This is a genomic window from Nocardia sp. NPDC059177 (assembly GCF_042755165.1).
GTDB lineage: Bacteria > Actinomycetota > Actinomycetes > Mycobacteriales > Mycobacteriaceae > Nocardia.
Genome location: NZ_JBHZBX010000003.1, coordinates 97,639 through 121,713, shown reverse-complemented (window position 1 = coordinate 121,713; position 24,075 = coordinate 97,639). Strand labels below are relative to the sequence as shown.

The window sequence follows — 24,075 nt, the reverse complement described above, 5'->3', positions numbered from 1 at the left end:
ACTCAGCTCAGGGCGGTGTGCCAGACGACGGCTGCGGCGAGGGCGCCTGCGCCGTTGAGGGACCAGTGCAGGGCGATGGGGGCGAGCAGGCTGCCGCTGCGCCTGCGTAGCCAGGTGAATACCACGCCGGCGGCGGCGGTGGCCGCGACGGCGAGGGTGATGCCGATGATCTGGCCGGCCAGGCCGCCGCCGACGATGCCGGACAGGCCCTTGTTTCCGCTGGTCAGGCCCAGGGAGGAGGCGATGTGCCAGAAGCCGAACAGCAGTGAGCCCGCCGCGAAGAGTCCGCGGACGCCGAGTACGCGGTCCAGCGTGCCGTGCAGGACGCCGCGGAAGGCGAGTTCTTCGGGGATCACCGTCTGCAACGGGATGACGATCATCGAGGCGATCAGCGCGCCGGAGATCGTCGCGTAGCGGTCGGCGAGGAAGAACGGCCGGGTGATCGGCAGGATCGCGCCGATCGCGACGGCGGTGAGCACGATGCCGACCGCGCCGAGCGCGTAGATCGTGCCGCGCCGCCAGTGCCGGGGGGACAGGCCGAGTTCGGCCCAGCCGAGTCCGCGTCGGCGCATCAGCGCCAAGAGCGCGACGGCCGCGAGCGGCACGATGACGATATTGGCCCACGCGGTGGTGAAGTGCGCGATCAGATTGGTACCGGCCAGGACGACGACGACCACGGCGATATCGATGTAGGCGTGCAGCTTGGGCCGGGGCGCGGCGACGGTGGCGGGTACAGGCACCCGACCGAGTGTACGGAAATATCACGACAAGGAAACGGTGCGCGGAAACGCAGGTCAGCGGCCGATTCCGGGTTCGACCGGCCCGATGGACGGTCATCAAGATCGAACAATGCGCCCCGGCCTGTGAGCTACTCGACAGCCGATCCGGACCATCCGGGCAGATCCGTCCACGCCCGCAGGCTGCGTGCCGTCTCGAACCGCCGCGGTTGTCCGCTGATCGGGTCGGTGAAGGCGAGCGTCGCGGCCAGTAATTGCAGCGGCCGGGTGTAGTCGTCGACGGATTTGTCGGTGAGCACCGGATAGAAGTCGTCGCCCAGGATCGGCACGCCGAGGCTGTTCATGTGCAATCGCAGCTGATGGGTGCGGCCGGTGTGCGGGCGCAGGCGGTAGCGGCCGAGTCCGTCGCGGTGTTCGAGGAGTTCCACCTCGGTCTCGGCGTTCGGCTCGCCCTCGACCTCCTGGGCGGCGATCACCTGCTTCTCCTTGACGATCCGGCTGCGTACGGTGCGCGGCAGCTCGAGCGCCGGATCGTAGGGCGCGATGGCCTCGTATTCCTTGCGCACGGTCCGGTGGTGGAACATCGTCTGGTAGGCCCCGCGCGCGGCCGGGTTCACCACGAACAGGATCAGTCCGGCGGTCACCCGGTCGAGGCGGTGGGCGGGGACGAGATCAGGCAGGTCCAGGTCGCGGCGCAGGCGGACCAGGGCGGTTTGCAGGATGTGCTGGCCGCGCGGGATGGTCGCCAGGAAATGCGGCTTGTCGATGACGAGGATGTCGTCGTCGCGGTGCACGATCCCGATCTCGAAGGGCACCTCGGTCTCCACCGGCAGATCACGGTGGAACCAGACCGCGCCGCCCGGCACGAACGGGGCGTCAGGGGTCAGCGGGCCGGTCAGGTCGACGATCTCGCCCGCCGCCAGCATCTCGTCGATCCTGGCCGGATCCACCCTGGGGAGCCGCTCGACCAGGTGATCGCGCGCGCTCGCCCAGTGCCCCTGCTCCGGGAATCGGAGCCGGGCCGGGTCGAGTCCATGCCGCTTCGGCAGTGGCGGCCGCTGCCTACGTCGCATGGGGAAAGCGTATCGGCGTGCTGGTCAGGCGGTGCGTTCGGCCAGTCCGGGGTAGGTGGTGATCAGGCCGTGCTCGTCGTAGTCGAGGGTGGCGTGGAAGTCGAGGGTGGGTGCGCGGTAGTCGTAGCGCTGGCCGGGGCCGTCGGTGATCCGGCGATAGTGCTGGGGCAGGCGCGTGGTGGCGAGGTCACCGGCGCGCACGTAGACGGCGGGGGCGTCGGCGGCGTCGCCGACCGGGAGGGCGAGGCGATGCACCGGGAACGCGTTGGTCAGCGCCGACGCCTCCAGATCGATGTCGAGACAGCCGTCGAACTCGGGTGCGGCGGCACCGTCGACCTGCCAGCGCCCGAGGCCGTCGGAGTGCACCGTCACCGTGCGCCGCGCGTCGCGATAGCGCCCGGTGATGTGCGCCGAGCGGGTGTGCCAGCTGCCGTCGAGGCGCAGCCGATAGTCGATCGCCCACGGCTGCCCGTCCTCGACCGCGGTTGCGCAGCCCTCGATCAGCACGCCCCGATCATCGCCGCGGAAATACGCCACTTCGAATCCGGTGCGTGCTTCGCGATGCAACCATGCGGCCGCGGCGGGCAGCGGGGCGAACATCAGAAACCGCGAAGGCGGTCGGGAGTGATGTGCACGGGTACCGAATAGTCGGCGAAGAATTCCGCCTCGGTCATCTTGATGTCCACGAATCCCTGCGTGTATTTGCGCACATACGCGGCGGTTTCCTCGGGATCCGCCGCCGCGCCCACCTGTGCGGTGCCGGTGAAGACCGCGACATCGCCGCCGCTCGCTGTGCTGTTGAGATTCAGCGAGACCCGCGGGTTGGCGGCGATATTCCGCAATTTCGGGGTGCCCGGCTGGGTGAAGAGCAGGAACTCGCCAGCCCGCCACAGGAACCACACCGGATTGGGTTGGGGCGTGCCGCTCGGCGCGATCGTGGTCAGCCAGATGACGTGGTCATCGGCCAGTCGCCGCGCGACCGTGGCGCCGAAGGGAGTGCTTTCGTCGAGAACGGACATGGTGTGCTCCTCGCGATGGACCGGTCGGCTCGTTCGTGCGCAACATCCCCCACTCGATCACCATTCCCGGAATTCGGCGGGCGAATCGCTATCCGGCTCGTTGATCGAGCACCATCAGTTTCGCTTCCACGAGTGTGTGCCTGGCGCGCCGCCGGGCCCGGCACAGGTCCACACTGCATTCGAGATGGATTTGCATGGCTCGGTGCGCCTGCTCTGGGGTGAGCGTGCCCGGGTCGGTGTGGCAATCAGCGATTGTCGAAATTATTGACGTGACAAACATTTTCGTTCTCCCACCGCGTCGTTGTGCTCAGGGTGGAGAGGAAATTACGCGCGCCGCGTCACGGTGCCGAGGGGGTTGACGAGCAGTTCATACAAGCTTCCCCACCCGGCCACGCCGGATCAATTTAGGCTAACCTATGTTCGGCGAGTTGCCGCGAACAGGTCGAGAGGCGAGAAAGTCATGACGGTGCAGGTAGCGCCGCCGCCGGGGGCGGAGTCGGGCAACCGGCCGCCGAAGGCGGTCGCGAAGGCGAAGAAACAGCAGGAAGCGCAGGCGCGCAAGGAGATCCTCGCGCCGGTGTCGGGGATGCTGACCGTGGCGAGCGTGATCGTCGCGATCGCCTCGGTCTGCGCGGTGGTGCCGTTCATCCTGATCGTGCAGGCCTGTCGCGAACTGCTCGCCTCCCCGGTCGACACCGACCGCGTGTGGTGGCTGTTCGGCGCCGCCGTCGCGGTGCTGCTGGTGCGCGCGTTGCTGCAGGTCGTGGTGCTGATCTGGTCGCACTCGGTGGACGCCGGCTATCAGCTGACCTTGCGCAGGGCCCTCGCCGCCAAGCTGACCCGGGTGCCGCTGGGCTGGTTCGGTGAGCGCAGTTCCGGTGAGGTCAAGACCCACCTGCGCGACGACGTCGAAGCCCTGCACTACCTGGTGGCGCACGCGCGGCTCGAGTTCGTCGGCGCGCTGGTGATCCCGGTCGTCACCCTGGGCTACCTGTGCACCGTCGACTGGCGGCTCACCCTGGTCCTGCTGATCCCGCTGCTCATCTATGTGCGCCTGTTCGGCCGGATCATGGACCGCGACGGCCGCGACCGCGTCGCCGTCTACACCCGCTGGGAACAGCGCACCTCGCAGGCCGCGATCGAGTTCGTCGACGGTATCCAGGTGGTGCGCGCGTTCGGTCAGGCGGGCAAGGCGCACCGCGAATTCCAGGATTCCGTCGACGGTCTGGTCGGCGCGACCAAGCGGATGAAGCTGCCGATCATCCGGGTGCAGGCCGCTTCCGACATCGTGGTCGCCCCGGTGTTCGTGATGCTGTTCGTCGTCGTCGGCGGGCTCGCCGGGGTTGGCCTCGGCTGGGTCGAGCCGCTGGACATGGTGCCGTTCGTGCTGGTCGGCCTGGGTATCGGTAGTTCGCTGATGGGCCTCGGCTACGGCTCGCAGGCCCTGCGTGCCGGTGGCGCCGCCGCGCTGCGGCTGCACGAGCTGCAAGGGACCGCCGAACTCGAGCAGGCCCCGGACACCGCGTCGGCTACCACGGACGAGGCCGGTGTGGTCCGCTTCGAGGACGTGCGGTTCGGCTACCGCGACGACCACGACGTGCTGCGCGGGGTCGACCTCGAACTGCGCCCCGGCACCCTCACCGCACTGGTCGGCCCGAGCGGTTCGGGCAAGTCGACGCTGGCCAAGCTGCTGCCCCGCTTCTACGACGTGAGCGCGGGCCGGATCACCATCGGCGGCCGCGACATCCGCGAGTACGGCAGCGAAGAGCTGTATCGCACGGTCGGTTTCGTCTTCCAGGATGTGCGCCTGATCCGCGGTTCGATCCGCGAGAACCTGGTGCTCGCCCGCTCCGGCGCCGACGACGCCGCCATCGAACGCGCCGCGCGTGCCGCCCAGATCCACGACCGGATCATGGCGCTGCCGCGCGGCTACGACTCCGAGATCGGCGTCGACGCCACCCTCTCCGGTGGTGAGGCCCAGCGCCTGTCGATCGCGCGGGCGCTGCTCGCCGACACCCCGGTCCTCGTCCTGGACGAGGCCACTGCCTTCGCCGATCCGGAGTCGGAAGCGGCCGTGCAGGACGCGCTGGCCGCGCTGGTCGCCGGGCGCACCGTGCTGGTGATCGCGCACCGGCTGCACACCATCACCGGCGTCGACCGGATCCTGGTGCTGGACAACGGTTCCCTCGTCGAACAGGGCAGCCACGCCGAACTGGTCGGCGCGGGCGGGCTCTATCAGCGGCTGTGGGAGATCAACGAGGCCGCGCTCGGCACGCTCGCCCTGGTGGAGGACGCACGATGATTCGCAAGGTATTCCGGCTGGTTCCCGCCGAATTCGGGCCGCTGGTGCCCAAGCTGCTCGCCGCGATCGTGCTGCAGGCGCTGTGCCAGGCCGCCGCCTATCTGCTGCTGGTCCCGGTGCTGGAGTCGCTGATCGACGACGATCTCGGCCAGGCCTGGCTGTGGGCGCTCGGCATGGCCGTCGCCGTCGGCGGGCTGATCGTGTTCGGCTACCTGCAGGCCATACTCGGCCTGCGCATCGGTATCGGTATGCAGGCGGGCTTGCAGACCAGCCTCGGTGACAAACTCAACGCGCTGCCACTGGGCTGGTTCGAGGGCCGCGACGCCGGACCGCTCTCGCGCGTGGTCGTCGAGCAGGTGCGGGAGATGCAGGGCCTGATCGCCTACCTGCTCACCAAGGTGCTCACCGGCATCATCGTGCCGGTGGCCGTCGCGCTGGGCATGCTGTTCATCGACTGGCGGGTCGGCCTTGCCATGCTGCTGGCCGCGCCCGTGCTGTATCTGGTGAACAACCTGGCCAATCGCGCCTATGCGGGTGCCGACGCGCGCCTGCACGACGCGGCGGCCGAAGCCGATTCGCGGGTGGTCGAATTCGCGCAGGCCCAGCCGGTGCTGCGGGCCTTCGGCGCGGTCGGCGCCAGCAACAAGAAGCTCGATGCCGCACTGGTGAGCCACAAGTCGGCGAGCCTGCGGATGATGGTCGCGACGGTGCCCGGTCTGGTCGTGTTCGCGGTGTTCGTGCAGGCGGTGTTCCTGGTGCTGGTCTACATCGCGGTGGTGCAGGTGACCGACGGCGCCGTCTCGGCCGCCGTCGCCATCGCGCTGATCGCGGTGAGCTCGCGCTTCATCGAACCGGTGAACCAGGCCGCCCAGCTGGGCGGCGCGCTGCGCTCGGCCGCCGCGGCCGCCGACCGCATCACCGGCCTGCTCGACGAGCCGACCCTGCCCGAGGCCGCCGAGCCGGTCACCCCCGGTGCGCCCGCCGTGGTGTTCGACGAGGTCAGCTTCGGTTACCGGCCCGGTGAACCGGTGTTGTCCGACCTGTCGTTCACCGTCCCCGCCGGCACCACCACGGCCATTGTCGGCCCGAGCGGTTCGGGTAAGACCACCCTGCTGCGTCTGGCCGCGCGCTTCTATGACGTGGAGTCCGGCGCGGTGTCCGTCGGCGAGCACGATGTGCGCGCCCAGCCCTCGGAGACCCTGCTCGGTCAGCTGTCGCTGGTGTTCCAGAACGTCTACCTGTTCAACCGTTCGGTCGCCGAGAACATCCGTATCGGCAACCCCGACGCCACCGAAGACGAGCTGACCCGCGCCGCCCAGGCGGCCCGGGTCGACGAGATCGTCGACCGCCTGCCCGAAGGCTTCGACACGCAGGTCGGTGAGGGTGGCGCGTCGCTGTCCGGCGGTGAACGGCAACGGGTCTCGATCGCCCGCGCCCTGCTCAAGGACGCCCCCATCGTGCTCCTCGACGAGGCGACCAGTGCCCTGGACCCGCACAGTGAAGCGGTGGTCGTGCGCGGCATCCACGAGTTGACCAGGAACAAGACGGTGCTGGTCGTCGCCCACCGCCTCGCCACCATCGCCCACGCCGACCAGATCCTGTTCCTCGACGGCGGCCGCATCGCCGAACGCGGCACCCACGCCGAGCTCCTGGCCGCGAACGGCCGCTACGCCACCTTCTGGAACGAACGCGAACGCGCCACCGGCTGGCGCCTCGAACCAACCCCCGCCTAACCCACCCCCACAGCGGCCCTCCGGATCCCGATCCCCAGGGCCGCTGCCGTTTTCAAGATCACCAGGCCTTCAGGGATTTTCCTTCTCGGCCGATGTCTCCCTGGTGGCCTGGTGATCAATTGTCCAGGCAATTCAGGTGCACCCGGTAGGTTGGTCGGCGCTGGGAACTTCGTTGCGCGGGCGGCGAATTGCGGATCCAGCCGGAGGTGAAGTGTGTATCTGGAGACCGATTTCGCGACGGTGTCCGAGGACGCGACCCGAGACGATGTGATCGACCTGATCGAATCGCTCGGCGACGGAAAGCATTCGATGGCGATTCTCGGCACCGAGGACGAGGTCTACATCCAGACCTCGTACCTGCCAGGGACCGATGAGTTCGGGATCGACTATCGAGACGGCGACGCCGCACACCACTACGCGGTGACGGTCCCGACGAACGAGCTGGTACTGGCCACATTCCTGAGCTATCTGGCGGGCAACGACCGCTGGCGCACCATGGTCGACTGGGAGCACGACACCCACTACGAACAGGCCTGAGGCCGGCACCCTACACGGCGCTATTTCCAGTAGGCGCGGGCCTTGATCGCGGTCTTCGGGAGGGCGTGGGTGGTGCGGAAGGTCTTCACGATCGAGCGGGTGGTCGCGCCGTCGCAGGCCACCCAGGCGTGTGTTCCTGGGGCGCAGGTGATTTCCTGGGCCTTCTCGCGCATGAGCCGGCCGTCGTCGACGCGCGGCAGCCAGGTCACCTCGTGGTTGGCATTGCTGTGGACCGGCAGGGTGGGGTCGGAGTCGAATTGCGATTCGAGCCAGACGCGGGCGGTGGCGTCGGGGATGGCGTCGAGCAGCGCGTTGACCGCGGGGAGCGAGGCGGTGTCGCCGAAGATGACGTACTCGCTCTGGCCGGTGTCGGGATGCGAGGCGTCGGTGCCGAGCAGGCTCGCCTCCAGCTTGTCGCCGACCGCGGCGCGTGCGGCCCATTGACTGGCGGGGCCGCCGTGCAGGGCGAATTCGATGTCGAAGCGGTCGTTCTCGGGATCCTGATTGATCAGGGTGTAGCCGCGATGATGCAGCTTGTCGCTGTCGGGTTCGGGAATCCAGATGCGGATGAACTGGGTGGGATAGGCGGGGTGGTCGGCGAGCAGGCCGTTGCCTTCGAAGCCGATGCGCACGTACTTGTCGGTGACCGATTCGACCGAGGTCACGCGCAGCTGGTAGTCGTTGGCGCGCCAGACCTTCATGATCAGGCCATTGGTTCCTTTACCCATATTGATAAGGCTAACCTAACCACCCCGGTTTGTCGCGACCCGGGCGCCGGAAAATACCGGCGGCCCGGCACCCCGTGAATCTCGGGGTGCCGGGCCGGGTGAGCTGGCCTCAGCAGGACAGCGACGCGTAGTACGCGATGGTGCACTGCGATTCGGTGGTGAGCTTCCAGGTGCCGTCGATGTCGACCCAGTCGATGGCGATCGGCGGGAAGGTGCCGAAGCCGGGCACGGTGACCAGCAGGTTCGCGTAGGTGCTCGCGCCCTCGGTCCAGGCGCCGGAGACGGTCCAGGCGAAGCCGGGGACCGCCGCCATCACGCCGCCGAGCTGATCCATCAGCGCCAGACCGGCTTCGCCGTTCTCCAGCTCGTTGGCGCGCGCGGCGCGGCTGGCGCCGGTGTTGAGCACGAGGTGCAGCTTGGACTGGAGCTGGCCGTCGCTGGGGGCGGCGGTGGTGTGGACGATCGACGGTGCGGCCAGTGCCGGTGCGGCGGTCGCGAGGGTGCCTGCGGTGCCGAGGATCGCGGCGGCGGTGAGGGCGAACGCGGCCGTGGTGGCACGCACCTTGTGCTTGATCATCTGTCGGGTCCAATCGTTGCGGGGCGGATGCTGCTCGTCTGTGATTTCACCACGGTGACTGGCATCAGTGCCCAATATAAGGTAAGCCTATGCAAATATGTAAGAGTGCCCCCGGTATCGGGCGCTCGAACTGTTGAAAGTGGGAGAACTCGGTGGACAGACTTCTGGTGGTCGGTGCGGGCCCCAAGGCCATGGCGGTCGCGGCCAAGGCGCACGTGCTGCGGCAACTGGGTCTGCCCGCGCCCGAGGTCGTCATCATCGAATCCCATGCGGTGGGCGGTAATTGGCTGCCCAGTGGTGGGTGGACCGATGGGCAGCACCGCCTGGGCACCAGCCCGGAGAAGGACGTGGGTTTCCCGTATCACTCGTCCTGGGCGCGCGGCCACAACCGCGCGATCAACGAGGCGATGATGGGCTTCAGCTGGACCTCGTTCCTGGTCGAGCGTGGCGGTTACGCGGAGTGGGTCGACCGCGGCAGGCCGAGCCCGCATCACCACGTATGGGCCAAGTATCTGCAGTGGGTCGCGCGCAAGTCCGGTGTCGAGGTGGTGCATGCCACCGTGCGCACCGTGTCCGCCGCCGCGCAGGGCTGGGAGGTGCTGGCGGTCGAAGCCGACGGCACCGAACGCAGGCTGCAGTCCGACGCGCTGATGATCACCGGCCCCGGCAACAGCGCTCGCGCGCTGGCCGAGCACCCGAAGATGCTCTCGATCGCCGAGTTCTGGGACCTGATCGGGCGCCGCGAACTGCCCTCGACCTCGCGCGCCGCGGTCATCGGCGGTGGCGAGACCGCCGGTTCGGCCATGGACGAACTCGTGCGCCACGACGTGCTCACCGTCTCGGTGATCTCCCCGGCAGCCACCATCTACACCCGCGGCGAGAGCTATTTCGAGAACTCCCTCTACAGCGACCCGGGCAAATGGCGCGCGCTGAGCATCGACGAGCGCCGGGATGTGGTGCGCCGCACCGACCGTGGCGTGTTCTCGGTGCGGGTGCAGGAGAACCTGCTCGGCGACAGCCGGGTGCATCATCTGCAGGGCCGGGTGGTCCGGGTCGGCGGCGACGGTGACGGCATCGAGCTGACCTTGCGCAACGACCGGCGTCCCGACGCCACGCACACGTTCGACCTGGTGGTCGACGCGACCGGCGGGCAGCCGCTGTGGTTCCTGGAGATGTTCGACTCCGATGCCTCGGATCTGGTCGAGCTCGCCATCGGCGGCCCGATCGACAAGCCGCGGCTGGAGGCGGCGATCGGTCACGACCTCGCGGTGACGGGGATGGAGGCCAAGCTCTTCCTGCCGAACATGGCGGGCATGGCGCAGGGTCCCGGTTTCCCGAACCTCAGCTGCCTGGGCGAACTGTCCGACCGGGTGCTCGCCGAGTCCTCGGTGCGATCCGGGATGGCGCGTAGGGCCGCATCCGGCCTCCATAGAGCACTAGGATAGGCTAGCCTTACTAGTCTAGTAGATGAGGTTCGGTTCATGCGTATCGTGTCGTTCGGTTTCCAGACCTGGGGCCGCAAAACCCTTCAGGCTCTGATCGATTCGGAGCACGAGGTTGTGCTCGCGGTGAGCCATCCGGCCAGCGAGGATTCCTACAAGGGGATCTGGTCGGACTCGGTCGAGGAGCTGGCCCGCGAACACGGTATCCCGGTCCATCTGACCGAGTCCGCCGACGCCGAGACCATCGATCTGGTCAAGCGCGCCGAGCCCGATGTGATCGTGGTCAACAGCTGGTACACCTGGATGCCCGCCGAGCTGTACAACATGCCCCGCTACGGCACGCTGAACCTGCACGACTCGCTGCTGCCCAAGTTCACCGGCTTCTCGCCGGTGCTGTGGGCCCTGATCAGCGGTGAGTCGGAATTCGGCCTCACCGTGCACCGGATGGACGAGCAACTCGACACCGGCGACATCCTGGTCCAGCACCGCCTGCCCATCGGTCCCACCGCCACCGGCACCGAGCTGGTGCTCGCGGGCATGGAGCTCATCCCCGGCGCGGTCGCCGAGGGCCTGGCCGCGCTCGAGTCCGGCACCGCGCAGTGGCGCCCGCAGGACAAGGCCGAGCGCACCTACTTCCACAAGCGTTCCGACCGCGACAGCCGCATCGACTGGAGCTGGGACGCGGCCGACCTGGAGCGTTTCGTGCGCGCGCTGTCCGAGCCGTACCCGCGCGCGTTCAGCTACTACCGCGGCGAGCGCGTCGAGGTGCTGGCCGCGAAGATCTCCGAGGCCTGCTACGGCGGCACCAATGGTCGGGTGATCGTGCAGGAGGACGGCGGCGCCGTGGTCAGCGGGCCCGACGCGGTGCGCGGACGCAACCGTGGCCTGGTCATCACCCGCGTGCGCACCGCCGACGGCGTCGAGCACGACGGCGCCGAATTCTTCCGGCGCGGCGGCTACCTCACCGACTCCGCGGAGTAGTTCAGTTCAACCGGGTCGGAAGGAAGTTCATGACGACCGTCGCCAAAGCCGCAGGCCGGGTGCCTACCGTGGAGATCGCGGCCGGGTCCCGGCCGGGACGCGCCCCGCTCTCGCCGGGGCAGCGGCGGGCCTGGTTCCTGCAGACCCGGGATCTCGACGACGCCTCGCTCAATGTCGCGGTGAGCTACCGGCTCACCGGTTCGCTGGATGCGCGACGGTTACGCTCGGCCCTGGCGGCGGTGGTCGACCGGCACCGAATCCTGTGCACCACTTACGGTCTCGGTGTCGACGGTGAGCCGTACCAGGTGGTCGACACCACGCAGACGCCGAGCTGGGCCGAACACGATCTGTCCGAGCTGCCCGCGCGCAGCCGGGAGCGTCGCGTCGCGGTGCTGCTGCGCCGGGCGGTCGGCGCACCATTCGACCTGACCGGGGCAGCGCCACTGCGTGTCACCCTGATCCGCACCGGCACAAGCGAATTCGTGTTCTCGGTGGTGGCGCACACCATCGCCTGGGACGAGGAGTCGGCATCGATCTTCGCCACCGCGCTGTCGGCGGCATACCTCGGTGTACCCGTGCCACCGCGCACCGGCATCACAAGTGCCGGGTTCGGCGACGTGCGGGCGGACGCACCCGCACCGACCACACCGGACGACGCCCACGCCCCGGACCGTTCCGGTGTCACCGGCCGATCGGCACGGCTCGACACGGAGGTCATCGGTGTTCGGGCCGGCAGCGGGTTCGTGGCCTCGGGTCCGGGGGACCGGGCGGCTGTCGGGATACCGCGGGCGGCGGCGCTGGGACGAGACGGCACTGCGATCGAGTCCGCGTTGGATTACTGGCGGCGCGCGCTCGACCCGCTGCCTGACGCGCTCGAACTTCCGGGTCGACCCGTGTTCGATCAGGCCGAGGCGGGGCGTGGGCGACGGGCTACTGCTGAACTGTCCGCCGAATTGCTCACCGGCGTAGCCGAATTCGCCGCCGCGCACGATGCCTCGCCGTTCGCGGTGCTGTTCGCCGCCTGGCAGGCCGTGGTGTGGCGCTACAGTGGCGCGCCGGAATTCCTGGTCGCGGTGCCGGTCACCACCAGGGCCGCCGGTGCGGAGGAACTCATCGGCTACTACGGCAATGTCGTGCTGCTGCGCGGAATCTGTTCGGGCACCGACAGTTTCGCCGACCTGGTCGCTGCGACCGAGGCCACCTGCGCCGACGCGTTCGTGCACGGCGGAGTCGGGATCGACGAGGTGGTGCGGGCCGCCAACCCGAGCCGGACCGGCGGACGCGACGGGCTGGAAGTGCTCACCCAGCTGGGTTTCGCCGTCCGCGCCGAGTCCGCGCCGCTGCGTCTGGACGGCGTCGAGGCGACCCGACTCGACGACGAAGGCGATCGCGCGCGCCTGCCGCTGCGCCTGACCGTCGCCGTCGGCGCCACGGGCGCGCGCCTGGAAGCCGAATACACCACCGGGCGCCCGGAACCCGCCCTGGTCGACCGGCTGCTGCGCCACTACCGCCACCTGCTCACCCAGGCACTGGCCGCCCCGGCCACCTGCCTCGGCGACCTCGAACTCTTCGACGCCGACGAACGCCACCGCCTCATCGACCTCTCCCGTGGCGAACTGGTACCCACTCCGCCCACCACCCTGGTACGGCTGTTCGAGGACCAGGTCCGCACCCGCCCCGACGCGCCCGCGCTGCTGGCCCCCGGCCGCGATCGCCGCACCGACCGGACGCTGACCTACCGCGAACTCGACGTGCGCGCGAATCGCTTGGCGCACTGGCTGATCGGGCACGGGATCGGCACCGAGGACATCGTCGGCCTGCGGTCGAGCACCTCGGTGGAGTTCATCGTCGCGGTGCTGGCGGTGCTGAAAGCCGGCGGCGCGTACCTGCCGATCGACCCGGCCTACCCCGACGAGCGCATCGCCTTCCTCGACGCCGACGCGGGAGCGCGCCTGGTCCTCGGACCGGTGGAATTGGCCGCGGCCGAGGAATCCGCGCGCACGCTGCCCGAACACCCGCCGGTCGATGCCGAGCGGGCGCGTCCGCTGCGGCCGGGCAACCTGGCCTATCTCGTCTACACCTCGGGCTCGACCGGCAAACCCAAGGGTGTGCCGGTGCCGCACGCGGCGATCGCCGAGCACCTGATCGGCTTCTGCGCGCAGTGGGATCTCACCGCCGAGGACCGGGTGCTGCAGTCGTCGTCGGTGAGCTTCGACGCCTCGCTGCTCGACATCTTCGTCACCCTCACCGTCGGCGCCTGCCTGGTGGTGCCCAAGCCCGACGCCTTCCGCGATATCGCGCACGTGGCCGAACTCATCTCGCGCTGCGCGATCACCGTGCTGCACATGGTGCCCTCGACGCTGAGCACCTTCCTGCTGCTGCCGGAAGTGAGCGAATGGGGTGCGCTGCGCCATGTTCCGGTGGGCGGTGAGGCGCTGACCGGCGAGGTCGCCGACCGGTTCGCCGGGGTGTTCGACGCCGAACTGCGCAATCACTACGGGCCGACCGAAGCCGTCGTCTGCGCGACCCACATGCCCGTCGTCGGACCGCAGGGGCCGGGAACGGTGCCGATCGGGGTACCCAACCGCAATGTCTACGCCTATGTGCTCGACGAACGGCTCGGGCTGGTACCCGACGGCGTGGTCGGCGAGATCTACCTGGGCGGTGCGCAATTGGCGCGCGGCTACCACGAGCGGCCGATGCTCACCGCGCAGCGTTTCGTCGCCGACCCGTTCCTGCCCGGGTCGCGCCTCTACCGCACCGGTGATCTGGCGCGCCGAAACGACGCGGGCGCACTGGAATTCGTCGGCCGCGCCGACGATCAGGTGAAGGTGCGCGGCTTCCGGATCGAACCGGCCGAGGTGCAGGCCGCGCTGGCGAGTCATCCGGCGGTCGGGCAGTGCGTGGTGCTCGCTTCGACCGATCCCGCGCTCGGCACGGTGCTGGCGGCATACCTGGTGCCCGTGGCCGGCCGTCCGCTCGACCTCACTGGGTTGCGCGCGCACGTCGCGGCCGCGCTGCCCGAGTACATGGTGCCCGCGGAATTCGTTGTGCTGGACGCGCTCCCGCTCACCGAACACGGCAAACTCGACCGCAACGCGCTGCCCTCGATTCGTGCCGGGGCGGGCGAGTACCGCGCCCCGGCGACCGCCACCGAGATCCGCCTGGCCGCGCTGTTCGCCCAGCTCTTCAGCCGCACCGAGATCGGCGCGCAGGATTCCTTCTTCGAACTCGGCGGCCATTCGCTGCTCGCCGCCGGCCTGGTCGCCCGGATCAGGGCCGAATTCGGGGTCGATATCGATGTGCGCGTGCCGTTCGACACCCCCACTGTCGCCGGGCTGGCCGCCCTGATCGAATCCCGGCCACCGGCCCGGATCCCCTTGCCGCCGTTGACCAGACATCCGCGCGTCGATCCGGCCCCCCTCTCACGGGCCCAGCGGGCGAGCTGGGACCGGCTGCGCGCGGGGAATTTCGGCGCCGGCAGCGCCGACACCGCGGCGCGCGGTGTGGGCAACGTGTCGCTCACGGTGCGGCTGGACGGTCGCCTCGATCTCGAGATGCTGCGGTCGGCCGTGGCCGAAGCCGCAGGTAGACACGAGATCCTGCGAACGGTCTTCGCCGAGGTCGACGGTGAGCCGGTGCCGTCGCGATCGGCCGAGCCGGTCACCGTCACCGTGCAGCCGACGCCCGGACCCACCCAGCTCGCGGCGGCCACAGCGGCCGCCGTCCGGCAACCCTTCGATCCGCGAGTGGCACCGCCCTTGGATGTCCGGATCCTGGTGGAAGGCAAGCGATCCCATGTCATCGTCCTCACCGCGCACGAACTGATCGCCGACCACCGCTCACTGCACGTGCTGCTCGCCGAGACCGCGGTCGCCTACCGCGCCCGCCTCGCCGACGCCGAACCCCTCTGGCCACCACCCGAATTCGACTTCGCCGATATCGCCCGCTGGGAACACGAGGCCGCCGACGCGCTCGCCGCCCAACGCGACTACTGGCGCACGGCTCTGGCCGGCGCGCCGGTAGCGAGCGGACCCGCTGCGGACCTGCCGGGTGCGCCGGTGGCGAGTGGACCTGCTGTGGAGCCGTCGGGTGCGAGGGTGGCGAGTGGACCCGTTGCGGACCTGTCCGGTGCGCCGGTGGCGGTGCGTCAGGAGTCCGGCAGTCCCGGTGTCACCGGCCATATCGCGCGCTTCCCGGTGCCCGCGCAGTTGCGGAACCAGTTGCGGATACTCGCCGAATCCGCGGGCGCTTCGGAATTCATGCTCTACCAGGCCGCCGTTCTGGCTTTGCTGCACAAGCTCGGCGCCGGGACCGACATCGTGGTGGGTGCCGCGGTGGGTGGGCGTGGCGACGCGATGGCGGCCGGGGTCGTCGGTCCGCTGACCGGTGTGGTCGCGTTGCGGACCGATCTGCGGGGGAATCCGTCGCTGCGGACCGTCCTGGATCGCGCGCGGGCGACCGCGCTGGCGGGCTACGGCCATCAGGATGTGGCGCGGGACGCGGTCGACGGCGCCGGCACCTACGCGACGATCCTGCACTTCGACGAGCGCGATCGCTCGGCCGCCCCGCACTTCGGCGCGGGTCTCACGGCCACGGTGCTGCCGCCCGAATTCGACGGCGCGCTGCGCGATGTGGGTTTCGGTTTCACCGCGGTGCGCGACGGTGGTTTCGCCGCGACGGTCACGCTCAACGCCGATCGCTACCACCGCGACACCGCGCACCTGTTCGCCCGGCGCATGCTGCGGGTACTCGGCGCCTTCGCCGAGACCCCCGATCTGGCGCTGGCCGATCTCGACGTGATGCCCGCCGAGGAACGCAGGCGGGTGCTGGGCGAATGGTCTTGCGGCGTCGAGGTTCTCGGTGTTCCCGGGATCGCCGAGCTGCTGGCCCGCTCGCTGACCTACCCGTCGGTCCGGCCCGCGCTGCGCTGCGGCGCCGACGTCGTCGACTACGGCACCGTCTGCGATCGGCTGCTCGCCGCCGCCCGTGACCAGCGCCCGGGCCGGCCCGAGGACTCCCCGCTGGGTGTCCTGCTGGCCGCCCTCGAACAGGTGGTCGTGGCCGAGGCGACCAATACGCGGTTCACGCTGTCCGACGAGCTGTCCTTCGAACCTGCCGCGCTGGCCGCCGCGGTCGCCGACCGGCGCGGGGTGGCGGCCTGCCGCGATGTCGCCCGTCCCGATCCGGCACGCTCCACGGCCCAGTGCCGGGTGATCGGCGCCGACGCGGGGCCGGTCGGGCTGTTGGTCGAAACCTTCGCGGCGCTGGCCGACGGCGCCCTGGTGGAGCTGGCGCCCGAGGGTGTCGCCGCGGTGGTGACCGAGCGGACGACTCATGTCGTGGCCGGCGTCGCCGCCCTGCCCACCGATGCGGCCGAGGCTGGGACCCGGCGCTGGGATGTGGTGATCGGCAAGGGTTTACGGGCCACCGCGCCGCGCGGGGTACTCGGCATGGCCGGCTACGTGGTGCCCGGTTACGCGGGACCGGTGGCGAGGGGGCCGCTCGACGGCACCGGCCGGGTGCGGCCCGTCCCCGGTGCGCGGGTGCTGGTCCTCGACGCGGCGGGCAACCCGGTGCCGCCCGGCGTGTGTGGACAGGTGTGGATCGGCGGCATCGCGCAGGCCGGACCCGAGGGCGGCGAGCTCCTGGCGACAGGTGATCGTGCGCACTGGACCACCGATGGCTGGCTCAAATTCGCTTAGCCTAACCTACTATCGACGAAGGCCTGGTGAACGATCCGCGGCCGAGAATACAAGGAGCTTGTCGATGACACTGCGGCGAAACAACGAGGCGCCGCGCAGGCGTGCCGCCGGTCGTGCGGGCCTGGTGCTGCTGGTACTCGGGCTGGTCTCCGGCCTGGTCGCCTGTGGTTCCGGCGAGGACACCGAGACGGGCGCCGGTGTGACGATCACGCACAACTTCGGTGAGACCACCGTCTCCGGCACGCCCGAACGGATCGTCACCCTGGGCAGCCAGTGGCTCGACGCCACCCAGGCCATGGGCGTGACCCCGGTCGCCTACGCCGACAGCGTCGCCATGGGCGGCAAGTCCCAGCTGCCGTGGACCCCGCCGGAACTGGAGCAGGCCACCGTCCTGAAGATGGGCGGCGACATGGCCGAGCAGATCGCCACGATGGAACCCGATCTGATCCTGGTGCCCAGCTTCCTGGTCGACCAGCCGATGTACGAGAAGCTCTCGCAGCTCGCCCCGACCATCGGCGCGGTGACCGCGAACGCCCAGGTCGACAAGTGGTCCGACCAGCTCACCACCCTCGGCAAGGTGCTGCACCGCGAGGACAAGGCGACCGAGGTGATCGCCGGCGTCAACGCGAAGATCGACGCGGTCGCCCAGAAGTACCCGAACCTGAAGGGCAAGACCTTCCTCACCTGCATGCTGACCGGTCCGGCCCAGCTGATGGTGCTGGCCGACCCCAACGACGGTTCCGCGGAGATGTTCACCCGGCTCGGCATGAGCATCCCGGCCAATATCAGCGCCCAGGCCAACACCGGTGGACGGCTCGCGCTGTCCCCGGAGCGGCTCAACGAGCTGACCTCCGATGCGCTGATCTGCGGTGCGATGCCGCAGTTCGAAGCCAAGTTCAAGGAACTGCCCGGCTACAACGAGCTGCCCGCGGTGCGTTCGGGCGGCATCGCCTTCGTCGACACCAAGACCATCAGCGCGATCAACACCCCCACCCCGCTGTCGATCCCGTTCCTGCTCGAGACCCTGGACCCGACCTTCGCGGCGGTCGGGCGATGAGTACCGCGCGCCCCGTTCCGCTCTCGCCCGCGCAGCAGGCCGCCCTGCTGCCCGAGCGGCTGCGGGACACCCCCGCGAGCAATCTGTTTCTCGCGCTCGAGCTCGTCGGCGAGGTCGACGCCGAGGCGCTCGAGCGCGCGGCGGCCGGGGTGCTCGACGCGCACACCGCGTTGCGCACGGTCTTCCCCGCGGATCGGCGCGTGCCGTATCAGCGGGTCGTCGAGGTGCCCGAGACGGTCGTGGCGACCGTGTCGCTCGGCGAAGCCGACCTGGCCGGTGCCCTGCGCGCCGACGCCGCGCACCGCTTCGACCTGGTCGAGCAGATCCCGGTGCGGATCCGCCGGTTCGTCCTGGCGGATCGTTCGGTCCTCGCGCTGACCGTGCACCCGGTCGCCGCCGACGACCTCGCCCTCGATCTGCTGGTCGCGGCGCTGTGCACGGCCTACGACACCGGTGCCCTCGCCCCGGCACCGGCGCAGTTCGCCGGTTTCGTCGCGCGTCAGCTCAAGAGCCTGACCACCACGCCCGCCGACGACCCGTCGCTGAGCTACTGGCTCGAGCGGCTGGCCGGGCTGCCGGAGCGGGCCGAGCTCGTAGCGGGCGCGCCGATCGATACGCCGGTGCGCCGGTTCCGCGTGGAGCCGGAAGTCCTGGCCGATTTCACCGCCGGACACGACCGTGCGGCGGCCTTCGCCGTCCTGCTCGCCCGGTCGCTGAGCGAGGCGGGCCTGGGCAGCGATCCGGCGATCGGCATTGTCGAACCGGGCCGCGACGCCGACGGTGCCGCGGAGACCATCGGCCCGTTCGCCAATCACCTTGTGCTGCGGCTCGATACGAGTTCCGTGGCGGCGCCGCGCGATCAGGTCGCCGCGGCCGCCGGACTCGTCGCGACCGCGCGCACGCACGCGAGCACCCGGGTCGAACGGCTGACCCATCAGCTCAACGGCGCCTCCGGTGGCCTGTTCCAGGTGCTGGTCGGGGTCAGGGCCGCGGCGCGGACCGCGCACTTGCGTGGCTGCGCTGTGCGGGAACTCGAGCGCACCTTCGCCCAGCCGCACGGCGTCGACCTGGTCGTTGATGTCGCCGGTGACGACGATGGCGTCGTGGTGACAGTGCAGGGCGCGCTGCCCGCGCTCGACGCGTTGACCACGCACCTGGAGCGCCGCTGCCATGCCTGGGCCGCGGGTGCCGACGAGGCGTGCGCGCTGACGCTGTTCGCCGCGCCCGCACCGCAATTCGACTTCGGCCTGCCCGGTCAGGGCGGGCCAGGCCGGACCGATACCGAGCGCGCGGTGATCGAGGCGATCCGGCGCGTCCTGGAATTCGACGAAGACGACGAGATCGGCCGCGAGGACACCTTCTTCTCCCTCGGCGGTGACTCCATCGCGGCCCTGCGCCTGGTCACCGACCTGGCCGAGGACGGCTACACCTTCGATGTGCAGCAGGTCTTCGGCTCGCCCGCCATCCACGAGTTGGCCGCGCTGATCGACGAGACGGCCGCCCAGCCCGCACCCGCGCCCGCCCCGGCGCCCGCCGAGGTCGCGCCGCTGAGTGCCTCGGGGCTCGATCCGGCCATGCTCGCGGCGCTGGGAAAGAAGCTCGGGCAGTGAGTGCGCAGATCCTCGACGTCGTCGCGCTGTCGCCGTTGCAGCGCGGGCTCTACTCGGTCAGCACCACCTCCGGCGAGGTCGATCCGTACCTGGTGACCTTCGCCGTGCGGGTCGAGGGGCTGGCCGATCTGTCGACGCTGCGCAAGGCCTTCGACCAAGTGCTGCAACGGTATCCGCACCTGGGCGGCTCGGTGGTCACCGACGGCCTGCCGCATCCGGTGCTGCTCACCACCACCGCCGGGCGCATCGGCTGGACCGAGGTGGATCTGCGCGGCGCCGCCGTTCCCGAAGCCGCCGCCCGGCAGCGCTACTGGGACGAGGGCCGGATCCGGATCGATCTGGACAACGGACCGCTGTTCCGGGTCACCGCCGCGCGCGTCGGCGAGCAGGACTACGACTTGATCTGCACCGCGCACCACATCGTGGTCGACGGCTGGTCGATCCCGCTGTTGTTCGCCGATCTGCTGGCACTGCATCGCGGCGAAGGCGCGGCCCTGCCACCCGCCCCGCCGCTGCGCGAGCATGCCGCATGGCTGGCGTCACGTGACACGGCCGCCTCCATCGCGGCCTGGACGACCGCGCTCGCGGATCTGGCCCCGATGCCGATGATCGCCGGACCCGCGCCGGCCGATATCCCCGTGCTCGGCGAGGCGCGCTTCTCGCAGGCCGAGACCGAGACGGTCACCCGCTGGGCCAGGGCCAACGGCCTGACCCTCAACACCGTGCTCCAAATGGCTTGGGCGCGTGTGCTGTCCAGCCTCACCGGCCGCGACGACGTGGTGTTCGGTCAGACCACCTCCGGGCGCGACGCCTCGCTGCCGAATGCGGATCGCCTGGTCGGCGCGCTGGTCACCACCATTCCGGTGCGCGTCCGCATGGACGACCGCACCCCCGCGGCGCTCGGCGCCGAACTGCAACGCGACGTCGCCGCCCTGCGCGCCCACGAGTACCTCGGCATTGCCGAGATCACCAAGCAGGCCGGCGTCGGCCAGCTCTTCGACACCCTGCTGGTCTTCGAGAACACCCCGATGGGATCGATCACCGCCCGGATGCCGCTGGCCGACGGCGCCACCCTGGCCCCGCGCCGCATCGACTCGCCCAGCCACTACCCGATCGCGGTCGTCCCCGTGGTCGAGGACAACCAGCTGATCACCCGCGTGGAGATCCGCCCCGACCTGGTCGCCCGCTTCGAGCCCGACCGCCTCGCCCGGCGCCTGCTCGCGGTCGTGCGCAGCATCGTCGACGCCGACCGGGGCTGCACGGTCCCGGTCCTGCTCGATGACGAACCCGCTTCTCTCGCAGTCGCTCCCGCGCACCCGGTGCCGTTCACGAACGTGCCCCAAGCGCTACTCGCCGCCGCCGAGACCGCCGGTCCACGTGTCGCCGTCGTGGACGAGATCGGCGCGCACACCTTCACCGAATTCGGCAGTGCCGTCACCACACTGGCCGCCGGCCTGCGCGCGCACGGTGTCACCACCGGCACCGCTGTCGCCGTGGTCCTGCCCCGCGACCGCCGAGTCCTGCACGCCCCCTTCGCCATTGCCGAAGCCGGTGGCCTGTGCGTACATGTCGACCCGGCCACTCCGGCGGACCGGCTCGCCTACATGTTCGAGACGGCGGGCGTGCGTATCGTCCTCGCCGACGAATCGCTGGCCGGACTGCTGGCCGACGTGCGTTCGGAGGGGCGGGAATTCGCGCACCTGTTGCCGGACAACGCCGGTGCCGTCCGTCGGGTGGACGACGCGGTAGCTCATGCCGCGATGCTGGACAACGAGGTCGAGGTGAGCGAGGCCCGCGCCGCTGGACAGTCGGCCGGCGTGATGGACACGGTCGCCTTCGGTGCGGCCGGAACCCGAGCCGGTGCGGGGGATGCGGCTCCGGTAGACGAGACACCGGACAGTAACGCCGCCGGCGCAGGCCTCGATCCGGCACGCGCGGAAGCATCAGGCGCGCACCGTGTTCCGGATGAGCGCACCCCCTTCTATGTCATCTTCACCTCCGGCACCACCGGCCGCCCGAAGGGTGTCGTCGTCCCGCACGGCGCGCTGCTGAATCACTGGTCCAATCACGAGCACCGGATCTTCGCACCCGCCGCCGCGCGGGCCGGGCGGCAGTTGCGGATCGGGCACGGCTGGTCGACCGGGTTCGACGCCGCCTGGCAGCCGACCGTCGCGCTGCTCAGCGGGCACGCGGTGGTGCTGCTCGGGGACAAGGTGCGCACCGATGCCGACGGGATCGTCGCCGCGATCCGCACCGAAGGCATCGACATCTTCGACACCTCCCCGTCCATGCTCGCCCGGCTCATCGAGGCTGGCCTGTTCGAGACCCGCGACGGACGCGAACACTGCCCGTTGACCGTGCTCGCCCTCGGCGGCGAGGCCATCAGCCAGGACACCTGGCAGCGGTTGCAGGGCCTGCCGACCACCCGGGTGATCAACTTCTACGGCCCCACCGAGACCACGGTCGAGGCGCTGATGGCCGATGTGCACGACCATCTCGCCCCGACCATCGGCCGGACCTTCGACGGCATGACCGCCGAGGTGCTCGACCATCGGCTGCGGCCGGTGCCGCCCGGCGGGCAGGGCGAACTGTATCTGTCCGGCGGGCAGCTGGCCCTCGGCTATCTGGGCCGACCGGCCACCACGGCGGCGGCCTTCGTCGCCGGCGCGGCCGGGCGCCGGTACCGCACCGGCGATCTGGTGCGCCGCGCCACCGACGGCACCGTGATCTACGAGGGCCGCATCGACAGCCAGGTCAAGATCAACGGGTATCGCGTCGAACCGGACGAGGCGACGGTGGTGCTGCGCGAGATCGAGGGCGTGCAGCACGCCGCCGCCCTGGCGTTCACCGACAACGGGCGCACCCGGCTGGGCGCGCTGGTGGTCGCCGACCGCACGTCACCGCAGATCCGGGCGGCCGCCGCGCGCAGCCTGCCGCAGTTCCTGGTGCCGAGCCGGATCGTGCACGTCGAGCAGCTGCCGCTGAACCGCAACGACAAACTCGACATCCACGCCGCCACCGCCCTGCTCACCGCACCGGTGACCCTCGGCCCGGAAGCCGAACCGGCCACCGCCACCGAACGCGCACTGCTGGAACTGATCACGGCCATGCGCGACGGAACCGGTGCGCGCATCGGCATTCTCGACAGCCTCGTCGACCTGGGCATCGACAGCATCGGCGTGATCGACCTGGTCTCGCGACTGCGCGGCGCGGGCTACAGCGTGGCCGCGAAAGATGTTCTCGCGGCGGCTGATCTGCGGGAACTTGCCGAGCGGATCGACAGCGGCGCGACCGGAATCACGGCCACCGAGGTCACCGCGGCGGGCACCGTGCTGCCGCTGACCGAGCTGGCAAACGAGATCATCGCCAATGGCGACTACCGGTATCTGGCGCAGAGCCAGGTGCTCACCTTGCCCGAGGGCGCGGGTGTCGCCGAGGTCGTCGCCCGTCTCGACGCGCTGGCCGTGGCCCATCCGACGCTACGCTCGCGTCTGCGTCATGACGAGTCCGGTGCGGTACTGGTGGTCGAAGAGTCTTCCAGTGCAGCGGAACTCACGGTGCTCGCGGACGAATCACTCACTTCCGCCGCGGCGCTGGAGCAGACCGTGCACCGGCTCGACCCCGATGCCGGTCGGATGATCGCGGCCACCGTACTCGACGGCAGGTTGCTGCTCTCGATCCACCATCTCGCGGTGGACGTGGTCTCCTGGCTGATCCTCGCCGACGACCTGCGCAATCTGGAACAGGATCGCGAGATCGCCGCCGAAGGCACTGTCGCCGAAGCGGATTCGACGACCGCGACGGCGCCGCGGATTCGCGGTGGCCTGCTCGGCGCCCGCTACACCGATCCCGCCCGGGACCGGGCCGCGCAGGCCGCGCAACAGGTGGTCGAGCTGAGCCCGGACGACACCGAGCGCCTGCTCGCCGCCTGCGCCGCGCACGAGGTGAGCCTGGACGAGGCGATGCTGGTGGCGTGCGCGGCGGCGTTCACCGACACCGCCGACGACACCGGCGCCATCGCCCTCACCCGCGAATCGCACGGCCGCCCCGCCGAGGACGACTCGCGCCGGGTCGGCTGGTTCACCGTCGAGGAGACCCTGGCCGTACCCGGTGACCTCGCCGCCCACTGGACCCCGGCGGCCGGCAAGCCGGAGCTGGGGGAGCGCGACCGCACCGTCCGCGCCCAGCTGCGCCTGAACCACCTCGGCCGCTTCGACGTGCTGCACTTCGGCACCGGCCCGTGGTCGCCGGTCCCGCTGGCCGATTTCACCGCGGAGTTCGGCGTCGCGGTCGACCCCGCCCTCCCGCTGCGCTTCACCGTCGACCTCACCACCGCTGTCGTCGCCCGCGACGGCCGCCCGGTCCTGGTCGCCCAGTTCGACGGCAACACAGCGGTTCTCACCCCCGACGAGCTGTCAGCCCACATCCAGCGCTGGCATGCCGTGGTCGTGGCTTACTCGGCCTGACCCGCCACCCGGCCGGCAGCGCGGTGATCCACCGTGCTGTCGGCCGTCGGTGTTCTGGAGTGGATACCGGGGTGGTCACATAGGTTAGGCAAACCACATTGTTCAGAT

The 24,075-nt window shown here is 70.2% G+C and carries 15 protein-coding genes; 9 read left to right on the top strand and 6 right to left on the bottom strand.

Annotation, left to right across the window (positions count from 1 at the left end):
• Positions 1–2 precede the first annotated feature (2 nt).
• The 4 genes from ACFXK0_RS05505 to ACFXK0_RS05490 all read right to left on the bottom strand — a co-directional run bounded on the left by ACFXK0_RS05505 (position 3) and on the right by ACFXK0_RS05490 (position 2,829).
• Positions 3–740 (bottom strand): type II CAAX prenyl endopeptidase Rce1 family protein, encoded by a 738-nt coding sequence (locus ACFXK0_RS05505; RefSeq protein ID WP_379408600.1) that lies wholly within the window; start codon positions 738–740, stop codon positions 3–5.
• Between the two features lie 128 nt (positions 741–868).
• On the bottom strand, positions 869–1,810 hold the full coding sequence (locus tag ACFXK0_RS05500) for an RluA family pseudouridine synthase (RefSeq protein WP_379408599.1): 942 nt from the start codon (positions 1,808–1,810) through the stop codon (positions 869–871).
• A 24-nt stretch (positions 1,811–1,834) separates the two neighbouring features.
• On the bottom strand, positions 1,835–2,410 hold the full coding sequence (locus ACFXK0_RS05495; RefSeq protein WP_379408598.1) for a putative glycolipid-binding domain-containing protein: 576 nt from the start codon (positions 2,408–2,410) through the stop codon (positions 1,835–1,837).
• Positions 2,410–2,829: a TIGR03667 family PPOX class F420-dependent oxidoreductase gene (locus ACFXK0_RS05490; RefSeq protein ID WP_379408596.1), complete on the bottom strand. Its 420-nt coding sequence runs from the start codon at positions 2,827–2,829 to the stop codon at positions 2,410–2,412. Before ACFXK0_RS05490 ends, ACFXK0_RS05495 begins: the two co-directional genes overlap by 1 nt.
• 460 nt (positions 2,830–3,289) lie before the next feature.
• On the opposite strand from ACFXK0_RS05490, the gene ACFXK0_RS05485 reads away from it, so the two are divergent.
• The 3 genes from ACFXK0_RS05485 to ACFXK0_RS05475 all read left to right on the top strand — a co-directional run bounded on the left by ACFXK0_RS05485 (position 3,290) and on the right by ACFXK0_RS05475 (position 7,401).
• Complete coding sequence (locus ACFXK0_RS05485; RefSeq protein WP_379408595.1) at positions 3,290–5,131, top strand: ABC transporter ATP-binding protein; 1,842 nt, start codon at positions 3,290–3,292, stop codon at positions 5,129–5,131.
• The gene (locus ACFXK0_RS05480; protein ID WP_379408594.1) at positions 5,128–6,864 is read left to right on the top strand and encodes an ABC transporter ATP-binding protein; all 1,737 of its coding nucleotides are present in this window, start codon (positions 5,128–5,130) and stop codon (positions 6,862–6,864) included. The genes ACFXK0_RS05485 and ACFXK0_RS05480 overlap by 4 nt, the downstream gene beginning before the upstream one ends.
• 213 nt (positions 6,865–7,077) lie before the next feature.
• Positions 7,078–7,401 carry a hypothetical protein gene (locus tag ACFXK0_RS05475; RefSeq protein WP_379408592.1) on the top strand — a complete coding sequence of 108 codons (324 nt, stop codon included), beginning with the start codon at positions 7,078–7,080 and terminating at the stop codon, positions 7,399–7,401.
• A gap of 20 nt (positions 7,402–7,421) precedes the next feature.
• Here ACFXK0_RS05475 and ACFXK0_RS05470 read toward each other — a convergent pair whose 3' ends face one another.
• Together ACFXK0_RS05470 and ACFXK0_RS05465 are read right to left on the bottom strand one after the other, a co-directional pair.
• Positions 7,422–8,129: a siderophore-interacting protein gene (locus ACFXK0_RS05470; RefSeq protein WP_379408591.1), complete on the bottom strand. Its 708-nt coding sequence runs from the start codon at positions 8,127–8,129 to the stop codon at positions 7,422–7,424.
• A gap of 109 nt (positions 8,130–8,238) precedes the next feature.
• Positions 8,239–8,706, bottom strand: a complete 468-nt coding sequence (locus ACFXK0_RS05465; RefSeq protein WP_379408590.1) for a hypothetical protein — start codon at positions 8,704–8,706, stop codon at positions 8,239–8,241.
• Between the two features lie 152 nt (positions 8,707–8,858).
• Between ACFXK0_RS05465 and ACFXK0_RS05460 the strand changes: the two genes are divergently transcribed.
• From ACFXK0_RS05460 to ACFXK0_RS05435, 6 genes are all read left to right on the top strand, one after another.
• Positions 8,859–10,151, top strand: coding sequence for a SidA/IucD/PvdA family monooxygenase (locus ACFXK0_RS05460; protein WP_379408589.1), 1,293 nt, complete (start codon positions 8,859–8,861; stop codon positions 10,149–10,151).
• A gap of 36 nt (positions 10,152–10,187) precedes the next feature.
• Complete coding sequence (locus ACFXK0_RS05455) at positions 10,188–11,129, top strand: methionyl-tRNA formyltransferase (RefSeq protein WP_379408587.1); 942 nt, start codon at positions 10,188–10,190, stop codon at positions 11,127–11,129.
• A 29-nt stretch (positions 11,130–11,158) separates the two neighbouring features.
• The gene (locus tag ACFXK0_RS05450) at positions 11,159–16,834 is read left to right on the top strand and encodes an amino acid adenylation domain-containing protein (RefSeq protein ID WP_379408586.1); all 5,676 of its coding nucleotides are present in this window, start codon (positions 11,159–11,161) and stop codon (positions 16,832–16,834) included.
• Positions 16,835–16,898: 64 nt separating this feature from the next.
• The gene (locus ACFXK0_RS05445; RefSeq protein ID WP_379408585.1) at positions 16,899–17,891 is read left to right on the top strand and encodes an ABC transporter substrate-binding protein; all 993 of its coding nucleotides are present in this window, start codon (positions 16,899–16,901) and stop codon (positions 17,889–17,891) included.
• Entirely contained in the window at positions 17,888–19,501 is a 1,614-nt protein-coding gene (locus ACFXK0_RS05440; RefSeq protein WP_379408584.1) for a condensation domain-containing protein, read from the top strand. The genes ACFXK0_RS05445 and ACFXK0_RS05440 overlap by 4 nt, the downstream gene beginning before the upstream one ends.
• Positions 19,498–23,967 carry an AMP-binding protein gene (locus ACFXK0_RS05435; protein WP_379408582.1) on the top strand — a complete coding sequence of 1,490 codons (4,470 nt, stop codon included), beginning with the start codon at positions 19,498–19,500 and terminating at the stop codon, positions 23,965–23,967. The genes ACFXK0_RS05440 and ACFXK0_RS05435 overlap by 4 nt, the downstream gene beginning before the upstream one ends.
• The last annotated feature ends 108 nt before the right edge of the window (positions 23,968–24,075 follow it).

What these genes read in the sequence shown, in the direction of transcription:
- ACFXK0_RS05500 (WP_379408599.1), bottom strand. Translation starts at nt 1,810, where the DNA reads ATGCGACGTAGGCAGCGGCCGCCACTGCCGAAGCGGCATGGACTCGAC.
- ACFXK0_RS05465 (WP_379408590.1), bottom strand. Translation starts at nt 8,706, where the DNA reads ATGATCAAGCACAAGGTGCGTGCCACCACGGCCGCGTTCGCCCTCACC.
- ACFXK0_RS05495 (WP_379408598.1), bottom strand. Translation starts at nt 2,410, where the DNA reads ATGTTCGCCCCGCTGCCCGCCGCGGCCGCATGGTTGCATCGCGAAGCA.
- ACFXK0_RS05480 (WP_379408594.1), top strand. Translation starts at nt 5,128, where the DNA reads ATGATTCGCAAGGTATTCCGGCTGGTTCCCGCCGAATTCGGGCCGCTG.
- ACFXK0_RS05470 (WP_379408591.1), bottom strand. Translation starts at nt 8,129, where the DNA reads ATGGGTAAAGGAACCAATGGCCTGATCATGAAGGTCTGGCGCGCCAAC.
- ACFXK0_RS05445 (WP_379408585.1), top strand. Translation starts at nt 16,899, where the DNA reads ATGACACTGCGGCGAAACAACGAGGCGCCGCGCAGGCGTGCCGCCGGT.
- ACFXK0_RS05490 (WP_379408596.1), bottom strand. Translation starts at nt 2,829, where the DNA reads ATGTCCGTTCTCGACGAAAGCACTCCCTTCGGCGCCACGGTCGCGCGG.
- ACFXK0_RS05440 (WP_379408584.1), top strand. Translation starts at nt 17,888, where the DNA reads ATGAGTACCGCGCGCCCCGTTCCGCTCTCGCCCGCGCAGCAGGCCGCC.
- ACFXK0_RS05450 (WP_379408586.1), top strand. Translation starts at nt 11,159, where the DNA reads ATGACGACCGTCGCCAAAGCCGCAGGCCGGGTGCCTACCGTGGAGATC.
- ACFXK0_RS05485 (WP_379408595.1), top strand. Translation starts at nt 3,290, where the DNA reads ATGACGGTGCAGGTAGCGCCGCCGCCGGGGGCGGAGTCGGGCAACCGG.
- ACFXK0_RS05455 (WP_379408587.1), top strand. Translation starts at nt 10,188, where the DNA reads ATGCGTATCGTGTCGTTCGGTTTCCAGACCTGGGGCCGCAAAACCCTT.